At 49.1% G+C, this 9,838-nt stretch carries 7 protein-coding genes and 2 pseudogenes; 6 read left to right on the forward strand and 3 right to left on the reverse strand.

Annotation, left to right across the window (positions count from 1 at the left end; genetic code table 11):
• Positions 1-193: 193 nt before the first annotated feature.
• Positions 194-808, reverse strand: coding sequence for a hypothetical protein (locus tag QUB10_RS33020; protein WP_333207328.1), 615 nt, complete (start codon positions 806-808; stop codon positions 194-196).
• Between the two features lie 787 nt (positions 809-1,595).
• On the opposite strand from QUB10_RS33020, the gene QUB10_RS33025 reads away from it, so the two are divergent.
• The 6 genes from QUB10_RS33025 (at position 1,596) to QUB10_RS33050 (ending at position 8,866) form a co-directional block, all read left to right on the forward strand.
• Entirely contained in the window at positions 1,596-3,167 is a 1,572-nt protein-coding gene (locus tag QUB10_RS33025; protein ID WP_333207329.1) for a serine/threonine-protein kinase, read from the forward strand.
• 519 nt (positions 3,168-3,686) lie between these two features.
• The gene (locus tag QUB10_RS33030; RefSeq protein WP_333207330.1) at positions 3,687-4,019 is read left to right on the forward strand and encodes a DUF6825 family protein; all 333 of its coding nucleotides are present in this window, start codon (positions 3,687-3,689) and stop codon (positions 4,017-4,019) included.
• Between the two features lie 111 nt (positions 4,020-4,130).
• The gene (locus QUB10_RS33035; protein ID WP_333147538.1) at positions 4,131-5,897 is read left to right on the forward strand and encodes an AarF/ABC1/UbiB kinase family protein; all 1,767 of its coding nucleotides are present in this window, start codon (positions 4,131-4,133) and stop codon (positions 5,895-5,897) included.
• 414 nt (positions 5,898-6,311) lie between these two features.
• Positions 6,312-7,043 carry a PP2C family serine/threonine-protein phosphatase gene (locus QUB10_RS33040; RefSeq protein ID WP_333207331.1) on the forward strand — a complete coding sequence of 244 codons (732 nt, stop codon included), beginning with the start codon at positions 6,312-6,314 and terminating at the stop codon, positions 7,041-7,043.
• 90 nt (positions 7,044-7,133) lie between these two features.
• Entirely contained in the window at positions 7,134-8,336 is a 1,203-nt protein-coding gene (locus QUB10_RS33045) for an anhydro-N-acetylmuramic acid kinase (protein WP_333207332.1), read from the forward strand.
• A gap of 80 nt (positions 8,337-8,416) precedes the next feature.
• Positions 8,417-8,866, forward strand: coding sequence for a hypothetical protein (locus tag QUB10_RS33050; RefSeq protein WP_333042233.1), 450 nt, complete (start codon positions 8,417-8,419; stop codon positions 8,864-8,866).
• Here QUB10_RS33050 and QUB10_RS33055 read toward each other — a convergent pair.
• Together QUB10_RS33055 and QUB10_RS33060 are read right to left on the reverse strand one after the other, a co-directional pair.
• Positions 8,854-9,264: pseudogene (locus tag QUB10_RS33055) on the reverse strand (zinc ribbon domain-containing protein); the annotation flags it as partial. The gene QUB10_RS33050 and the pseudogene QUB10_RS33055 sit on opposite strands and share 13 nt — an antisense overlap.
• Positions 9,265-9,314: 50 nt before the next feature.
• Positions 9,315-9,838: pseudogene (locus QUB10_RS33060) on the reverse strand (transposase); the annotation flags it as partial.

Genomic DNA, 9,838 nt, shown 5'->3' on the forward strand with positions numbered 1-9,838 from the left:
CACGCTTTGTCTCGGATGATTCACTTTTACCCCCTCAATCCGCGTATGTGCCAGTTGGGGGTGCGGAATGTGGGTTCAAAAACATCAATATTTCTCTCTTTTCTCTTTCTCTGCGCCCTCTGCGCCCTCTGCGGTTGGAAAAAAATCTACTTTACTTCAAGCAATACGATGGCTATAGGCGATCGCACCCACCCTACAAATCAAAACTCTCTTCACCAATACTTCCCAGTTCCCCACTACCCAGAAACTCTTCCTCCTCTACTTCCTCACTCCCAGAGTCGAAACTTTCCACCACAAACGGCAAACCAGCCGCCATCAAACCCCGTTGAATCAGTTCCGGCGTTTCCTCAAACAAAACAAATAGCGGATGAACAGCCTCAGCTTCATCGCTGTAAATATGTCTGTAGCGGTGCGGCATCACCCATTCGTAACCTTTATCCAGCCAAACCTGAGACTGGCGCCAGCGGCCTAGCAACTCAGAAAACTCTTCGCCCGGACGATGAATGAAAATCAAAATTTCCACTCCAATTTTAACTTTCCATTCAGGATCGCACATCAAAATCGCCAAATCGCAGGGCAAACAAACTGCCTGTCCCGGCGATATGCTAGTGCCGCTGCTTCCCGCATAAGAAACCCCGTCCCGCAAGCGCGCAATTGGCAAAGGAATTGTGATTAAACTCTCAATGGCGCGGCGGATACTGGGAATCATTTCCATGTAAACCCGATATTTTTTCAGCAGGGCGATCGCGGCAGAAGATTCGCTGTACTCTGCTAGTAAAGTCTCGTAATGTGATTGTTTAACAGACATTTTCAAACCAAAGAATAAGTAATTACTAATTGCTGCTAATTGCTAATCGATCGCTTCTCGTTACTAGGAAGACCCCATTTGTGACAACTTAAGCTCAAGTTCCCCGAAGGGGAGAACTTGAGCTTGCCTCCAGGCCTTGCTGTGTAACGCGAACAGCGATTGAAGCATTTATGGCTCTGGGCTACAAATGTCTGGAGAATGCTTACAGCCTTTTTATTTAAAAGGTTTGAGCCATTTGCAGTCTCAAGATTAAGCCCGATACGATGCCTCTTTCTCATTTTATGCCGCTCGCCTGAACTTCATCTGAGCCAAAAAGGTAATCTGGTCTGTAAGGTGTGACTCTGGGAGTTCGCCTCAACTGAAGTGATCGCAGCCAGATTGCAAGAATTGCTGTCAATTCTCCAAGCTCAAGATCGCCATGCGGCAATCTTCTAAATCATAAGATTGAGCCTAAGTCAACCTCAAACCTAAATCTTTACAAAAATCGGCTAATTTTAAAGACTTGTTAAAGCAATGAGGGGTTGTACCCCCCATAAGTTAGAGTCACATATTATAGATGCACCCTGATGGCTTTCCCGTTCCACAAGAGCGGGATTTTTATTATTGGAAAGCCGGAGCGTTAAGTTTCACAATATCTACTACAGATAAAATGACGTGGGGATGCCAAGATTAAAGATATAGCAGAGCTAAAGCTCAAACTAGGGCGCCGATCGATCGAACCTCACCCCTAACTCTGCGAAATAACCCAAAAGCGGTAGCATAGTTTGGGAAACGGCATCAACTGAAGATGAACTTAGCGCCAGCAACAGTCCTGCAACAGGGCAAATACAAAATTAACGCGACTTTAGGGATAGGAGGGTTCGGCATCACTTACCGAGCTATCCACACCCATTTAAACCAAACCGTCGTACTCAAAACCCTCAACGAAAGTCTGCGCCAACACCCAGAATCTGCCCAATTTCAGCAGCAGTTTATTGCCGAAGCCCAACACCGATCGCGGTGTCAGCATCCCAACATAGTCAGGGTAATTGACTTTTTTGAAGAAGCCGGACAGTCTTTTATTGCAATGGACTACATTCCGGGCCAAACTCTCGCCCAAATAGTCGAAACCGATGGGCCGCTCCCAGAAGCCCAGGCCCTGCACTATATTCGGCAAATAGCCTCAGCCTTAAGTACAGTTCACCACAGCGGATTGCTGCACGGAGATATCAAGCCAGAAAATATTATCCGGCGAGCCGATTCTCACGTAGTAATGTTAATAGATTTCGGAATTGCCCGCGGCTTTACCGCCGGCACCAAGCAAACCCACACCAACTTGCTCTCCCCTGGGTACGCGCCGATCGAACAATACCTCCATGACGGTAAATGTACACCGGCCACTGACATCTACGCGATCTCCGCCACCCTCTACTACTTACTCTCCGGCGTGGCGCCCGTAGCAGCACCCCTGCGCGATCGCATTCCCTTGACTGACTTACGGCAATTTCAGCCCAACCTCAGCCCAGGAATCGAGCGAGCCATCCTTCAGGGACTCGAAATCGACCCCCACAACCGCCCTCAGACAGTGGAAAATTGGCTCACCATGCTGCAAGAAACAGAGCGAGTATCAGTAAAAAGAAAAGGCAAGCAAAGTCTAAGATTGCCCGCACCTCCCCCGCCGCAGTTGACTTTTCTGGCGTTTGTCGTAACGGCTGCAATTGCAGGCTGGATGGGTTTTGACCTAGCATCGCACTACAACAGCACCAGTCTCAGTAATAGTCCCAAAATTGAATCCTTCCCATCTCTCGAAGATTTGCTCAAATCCCGCGATTTGTCAGAGCCGATGTTCGGGCAGCCATCTGTCGAAAGCAGCCCTCTCTACCCGATCGAACTCAACAAGCGTCCCAAACCCCCCTTAGACAGCAGCAACCTTTCCGAACAGAGCGACGAGCCCTCAGAAACTAGCGCCGAACCTTCTGAGCCTCCAAGCCAGGAAACTACCGCCCCAGAGCCCGAAGCGGAACCTGAGCCATCGCCGGCGCCCGAACCCGCAGAGGAGCCTTCTGAGTCCCCCATTCCAGAGCCTCCAACCGAAATCGAGCCAGAACCCCAACCTGAATCCGCACCGGTACCGGAAGTTGCGCCCCTGCCTGCTGAACCGCCCGCCGCACCCGCACCGCCTGTCCCTGGGAGTGCTAGCGCTGAAACCCTGCCGCCGTCGGAATCCCCGTCGCCAGTAATAGCGTCGCCGATCGACCGATCGCCTGAGCCTGCGATACCAAGTCCCAGTGGCAACAATTCAGATAGTTCGATCGCACCTGATTCACCACCTCCTGTGCCCGATCCCACGATGCCTTTTCCCGAACCTGCGACAAATTAGTATGGTTTTGATTGGTTAAAAGTGCGGACAAATACTTGGTTTTATAAGTCAGCAAATATCCGCCCAGTAGTTGAGATAATAAGGCCCTACCTAGCCAACGACTAGCTTCCAAAAACTTCCGTCGAATCTGAAAATCCCAACAGTCGCCCTCTGAGTTTATCGAATATTTCCTATTCCCTCTGCAATCCAAATGCCCGCCAAAAAATGCAGGACGGTTTCCTATTTTGATTTAAATTATGTTAGAATATGTGCGCGACGCTGAGGTGGTGTGATGTCGCGTATTAATACTGCCAAGCTGCAAACATTTTGGTACAAAGCAACCCCAACCTCGAACTTGAGCCAGTGTCAGCGAGGCTTTTGGCCTAAGCCGTGGCGCGTCAGACTGTTCTAAATCTCAAGAATCCCATCCCCGACAATGGGGTGGGAGTGTCAATTCCCCCAAAATTCCTTCCTTTGGGAGCAAGCATCATCGGGGACAAGCAAGTTATAATTTGTTGCGGAAGCGCACAGAGATTTTTTATGAGTAAACCCCCAGTTCATGCTTTTTTTGTAGGCAGAGCACTTGCCGAAGCACTGTACGAGCAATTAGAAAGCGCAGCAACCAACGCTTTCTCTGAAATCGGCAAATTTGACGCCGAACAAAGAGAACGCCTGCGACAGTTCACCGATCGAGTTGTGGAACGGGCAAATCGAGCTTCGGATGAGGCGATGCAGACCCGAACTGGCACTGCAAGCACCACAACTATTCAAGACATCCATCCCGCTGATTTGCAAGCGACTATTGACGAGCTGCGCGCCGAAGTGGCTCTGGTGCGATCGGAATTGCAGCGTTACCGCAGCAGTTTGCCCTAGCGATCGACTCGACCACAACTATTATTTACTACGTGAGCGCATTGCTTTGCGCTCCTGCGCTCCTACTTTCAATCAAAGCAACAACATAAAATAAGCAATTTGGGAACCCAAGTGTCTGCTCTCCTTGATGACTCTGTTAATCGCCAGCGATCCCCCAAGCACACTGGCGAAGCCGATGAGCAAAAAACTGCTAGTAAATCCTACAAAAGTAAAGCTTATCGCTGGAATCGCGAAAAATACTCCCGGAAGCGGCGCTTCTTCGACATTTGGGCCTTTGTCTTGCTCTGGCTGGCTTCCCTCTGGCTCGACAGCAAAAATTGGAGCTACTGGGGAGGCGTGACTGAAGAAAAGAAAGTTGCCAGACGGCGCTTTCAAGCTATCTGGGTTCGAGAAACACTCTTGGATTTGGGGCCAACTTTCATTAAAGTGGGGCAGTTATTTTCTACCCGCGCCGATTTGTTCCCCGCAGAGTTTGTGGAGGAACTTTCTAAGCTGCAAGATAAAGTCCCTGCTTTCAGCTACGAGCAATTGGAGGTAATTGTCGAGCAAGATTTGGGCAAGACAGTTCAAGAACTCTACCGCAGCTTTGACCCGGTGCCCCTGGCCGCTGCCAGTCTGGGTCAGGTACACAAAGCTCAACTACATTCGGGCCCGGAAGTGGTTGTCAAAGTGCAGCGACCGGGACTGCGGAAACTGTTCGAGATCGATTTGCAAATTCTTAAGGGAATTGCCCGGTACTTTCAAAACCATCCTAAGTGGGGCCGCGGTCGAGATTGGATGGGGATTTATGAGGAATGCTGTCGCATTCTGTGGCTGGAAATTGACTATCTCCATGAAGGCCGCAATGCTGATACTTTTCGCCGCAATTTTAGCAACTGTGACTGGGTGCGGGTGCCGAGGGTTTATTGGCGGTACGCGGCTCCGCGAGTGCTGACTTTGGAATACCTGCCAGGGATTAAAATCAGCCACTACGAAGCTTTGGAAGCGGCCGGTATCGATCGTAAATTAATCGCTCAGTTGGGGGCAAAAGCTTATTTGCGGCAGTTGCTCAACGACGGCTTTTTCCACGCTGACCCACACCCCGGCAACATCGCTGTTAGTGCTGACGGTTGTCTGATTTTCTACGATTTTGGCATGATGGGGCAAATCCAGTCGAACGTCCGCGAAGGACTGATGGAGACGCTCTACGGCATTGCTTCCAAGGATGGACAGCGGATTATGGATTCTCTGATCAATTTGGGAGCTTTGGTGCCTACGGGTGATATGAGTCCGGTGCGGCGCAGCATCCAGTATATGCTGGATAACTTCATGGACAAGCCTTTTGAAAATCAGTCTGTGGGCGCGATTACGGACGACCTTTACGATATTGCCTACAACCAACCTTTTCGCTTCCCAGCTACTTTTACTTTTGTAATGCGAGCTTTTTCCACCATCGAAGGGGTGGGCCGAGGTTTAGATCCCGAGTTCAACTTTATGGAGGTGGCACAACCTTTTGCCATGCAGCTTATGACTAATGGAAATGGCCATGATACAAGTAGCAGCATTTTTAACGAAATCGGCCGTCAGGCGGCTCAGGTGAGTTCGAGTGCTTTGGGTTTGCCCCGCCGGATTGAGGAGACTATTGATAAACTCGAACAGGGAGATTTGCGGATTCGCGTCCGTTCGGCCGAAACAGAACGTTTGCTCCGCCGCATGAGCAGCGCTCAAATGGGTACGAATTATGCTTTGCTGATGAGTGCTTTTACTTTGTCGGCGACAATTTTGTTTGTCAGCAATCAAGTCTGGCCGGCTGTCGCTGTTGCCGTGCTGGCGGCGGGTGCAGGGTTTGCTCTTATGCGTTTGTTCAAGCGGATCGATCGTTTAGACAGGATGTCATAATTGTCCAATTTGGGATTGGAAATTTCAGGTTTGAGATTTCTCGCCAGCCAAAATTTGACATCGAATGTTAAGTTTTGACTGGCTGACCACAGATTGCTGAAATTTACAACACTTATGCGCTTTGAGGCTAAAAACCCGTTTGCTGCCTAGATTTCTCGCCAGCCAAACCTCTAATTTTGGGTATAAATCCAGTTTTTTTTGCAGGTGCTGCTGAATTTACTGGATTTACCGAAATTTTAAGATGGGATGACCATCTTACGATCTACAATATAAGGTCAAGGAAGTGCAATTTTTCCAAAACTCGCGATCGCGGGCTGCAGAATTTCAAGTCAGTTCGGGATTTAAGTTTTGGAAGAAAAAATCGCACCCCATTAAATCAAGCTTTCAAGTTCGATGAGTCCAATCACCCAATCTATGAAACGCTCTTTCGCAGGTAAGACAGACACAGGGCTAGTTCGTTCCGTAAATCAGGATTCGTACTACATAGACTCTGACGGGCGATTTTTCATAGTGGCCGATGGAATGGGAGGACACGCCGGAGGTCAAGAAGCCAGCCGGATTGCGACTCAGGCGATTCAATCTTATTTGCTCGAACATTGGGAAGGGCCAGAGGATTCTCCGGTGTTGTTGGAAAAGGCTTTTTTAATTGCCAATCAAGCAATTTTGACGGATCAGCTCGACCACCCCGAACGTGCTGATATGGGTACTACGGCTGTGGTTCTAATGTTTAGGGATGAGGGCCGACCCTGGTGCGCTAATATCGGGGACTCTCGCTTGTATCGGCTACACGGCTCTCGCTTGGAGCAGATTACTGAAGACCAGACTTGGGTGGCTCAGGCTGTGAAAAGAAAGGCCCTAACTCCTGACCAGGCTCGCACTCATCCTTGGCGTCACGTTTTGTCCCAGTGTTTGGGCCGCGATGATTTGCGGGAGATAGATATTTTGCCTGTGGACGTGCAGCCTGGGGATCGCTTGCTGCTCTGCAGCGATGGCTTGACTGAAGAACTTTCCGATCCTTTGATAGCTTCGCCTCTGAAGTCGATTCGCGCCTGCGAGGGCGCTGCAAATGCTTTGATTCAAGCAGCTAAGGAGAAAGGGGGACGCGATAATATTACTGTGGTGATTGTGACGATCGACCTCAAATAATATTCATAGCCCGATCGCACCCGACCATCTAAAATCGAAAAATCGAAAAAGTGAACAATCTAAAATCTAAAATCTAAAATCTAAAATTGAATGACCCGCGTTATCGGTTTGATCAGTGGCACGTCGGTGGATGGCATTGATGCTGCTTTGGTGGATGTCGTCGGTTCCCAAACAGACTTGAAAGTGCAATTGGTGGCCGGCAAGACTTTCTCTTATCCTGCTAATTTGCGATCGCAAATTCTCTCGGTTTGCAGTGGCTCAGCTTTGTCAATGGCTGAACTAGCAGAATTAGATGATGCCATCGCCCAAGAATTTGCCACGGCGGCATTGACAATTCAAGCAGAATATGATAAAGCCGAATTAATCGGCTCTCACGGTCAAACCGTCTACCACCGACCTACTGCGAAAGCCCAGAAAGACAGCGCAGGTGCGTTAATGGGCTACAGCTTGCAACTCGGGCGGGGCGCGCTAATTGCGGAATTGACAGGAATTACTACTGTGAGTAACTTTCGATCGGCAGACATTGCTGCCGGGGGTCAAGGAGCACCCTTAGTGTCAATAGTTGATGCCTGCCTGCTGGCGGAACCCAACATCAGCCTTTGCATCCAAAATCTGGGGGGAATTGGCAATGTTACCTATCTTCCGGCAAGAGGAAAAGGGGGAAACAATGACGAGTCTGAGATTTTCAGTCTTGGGGATGGGATATCGGGCTGGGATACAGGCCCGGCGAATTCCCTGTTAGATTTGGCAGTGCAGCACTTCTCAGGTGGCACTAAGACGATCGACGAAGGTGGAGCTTGGGCAGCATCGGGAACTCCCTGTCAAGCTTTAGTCGAGGATTGGCTCGCATCAGAGTTCTTCCGCCAAGCACCGCCGAAATCAACGGGGCGAGAGCTATTTGGTGTAGACTATTTTGACAGGTGTTTGGTCGAGACCCAAGGTTACAACCTCAGTCCTGGTGACGTGCTGGCTACTCTGACAGAACTGACTGTTGCCTCGATCGTTCACAGTTACCAAACTTTTTTACCGGCTATGCCCGATCGAGTTTTACTATGCGGGGGCGGCAGCCACAATCTCTACTTAAAACGCCGATTGCAATCTCAATTGCATCCAGTGCAAGTGTTGACTACTTCTGAGGCAGGGTTGAATGTAGATTTTAAAGAGGCGATCGCATTCGCGGTTTTAGCCGCATGGCGGGTTCGGGGCATTCCCGGCAATCTACCTCAAGTTACTGGCGCCCGGTCACCGGTACTTTTAGGGGAAATTAACTCTTGTTGGCACAGTTGGGCGTGATAGCATAGAGTCTGAGGGACAACGGCTGTGCGTTGTTGCACCAGCATTGTAGCCAGCAGCAAAAGCATAGGAACAGCACTGTGGCTCACACGTTTTTAATGGAATCTGGCCAATGGACGCTCGAAGGAAGCTGGATTGAGCGCAATGGCGTGCCAATTACGGTTAAAGGCAAAACTTTAGTGAGCTGGAACCGAACAGATTGGTTCAGTATGGTGACCAAGCTCGTATTTCCTGGAGGCGATCGCGAAGAGATTATTTTGCAGTACCGAGGACACCTCAACAGCGATGAACGGCAGTATACTTTTGTACTCCAACACAGCGAACTCGCCCGCGTCGAGGGCGAAGGTTGGATTGCTCCCCAGTCGATCGTCCAGCGTTATTGGGTGTTGGGAGATGAACGCCAGCGGAGGACGGGTTTTGATACCCTTCACCGGGTTGATGACAACCGCTACTACCAATCTAGTGGCATAATGTCTGGTCATTACTTGACGAGTACAATGGAGGCGACTCTGGAACGTCAGCCGGAATAACTCTTTCTAGAGTCCACAGTTGCCAGTTCTAGGGATTGATTTGACATACTCACCGTCCTTTCATGAGCGGTGATTCTTGACGGTTCGCAGCAATCTGCCTCCGAAAAGGTCTTAGAATCGCTCCCCGTCCATTTAGGGTCGTGCCGATGCCCCGTGCCGACCTTTTCTATATTTTTTGCGGCGTTTTCATCCCTATCCTGCTCAGTACCGCAATTAATACAGAGTATTGAGCGGATAGATAAATCAACTTTGCCCCACCGGAATCCACAACAGGAACAAACTTGGCTAGTGGGTTCCCATCGACTAATGACGACAAATTCCCGTTCTAATTTTTGGGATTTTGCCTCGCAAAGCGTTCTAAATTCCCTCCATCCCTGTAAGCTAATTGCCCTAGCTAGGGCTTGCTGAATAATCGATCGCCAGCCAAGAACAGGTGCGATCGATATATTCAAGCTCGGTTAAAGATAAGTTTTTCTGTATCGAGTTACCCCAATAATAATTGGGGATTATCTCCAACCAAAAAACAGGTGTTCTTTTTCTAAATAGATATAAAAACACACAAAAAACCCGGCGCCACCAGGTAGAAAGATTCATTACCAAAAAAGTAATTGCAATAACTGTACTAGATGTATTATCAAGTTTAGCCATCACTCTATTCAGGCCGAATCTTCGTTTGCCTTGTCCGAACTTGCCCTCAATTGCATTTCTAATCCTCTCATCTTTCAACGCTTGCCTCTTTTTTGATTTACTCACATTTGCTGGAGGTCTTCCTAAAGGAGGTCCACTAATTCTAATGCCTTTTTCTTTACACCACGCTCGGTTTTCCCGATTTCGGTAAATGCGCTCTGCATGAACGGACTCTGGATAATATCCTGTGAACCTATGATAATACCAGTTTTTTAAAGATGTGATAGAGATAAAGAATGTAAAATCCCAGACCATCCGGTGAGAAAACCAATGACGCGATCGGTG

Source organism: Microcoleus sp. B5-D4, assembly GCF_036705145.1.
Classification (GTDB): Bacteria; Cyanobacteriota; Cyanobacteriia; order Cyanobacteriales; family Microcoleaceae; genus Microcoleus.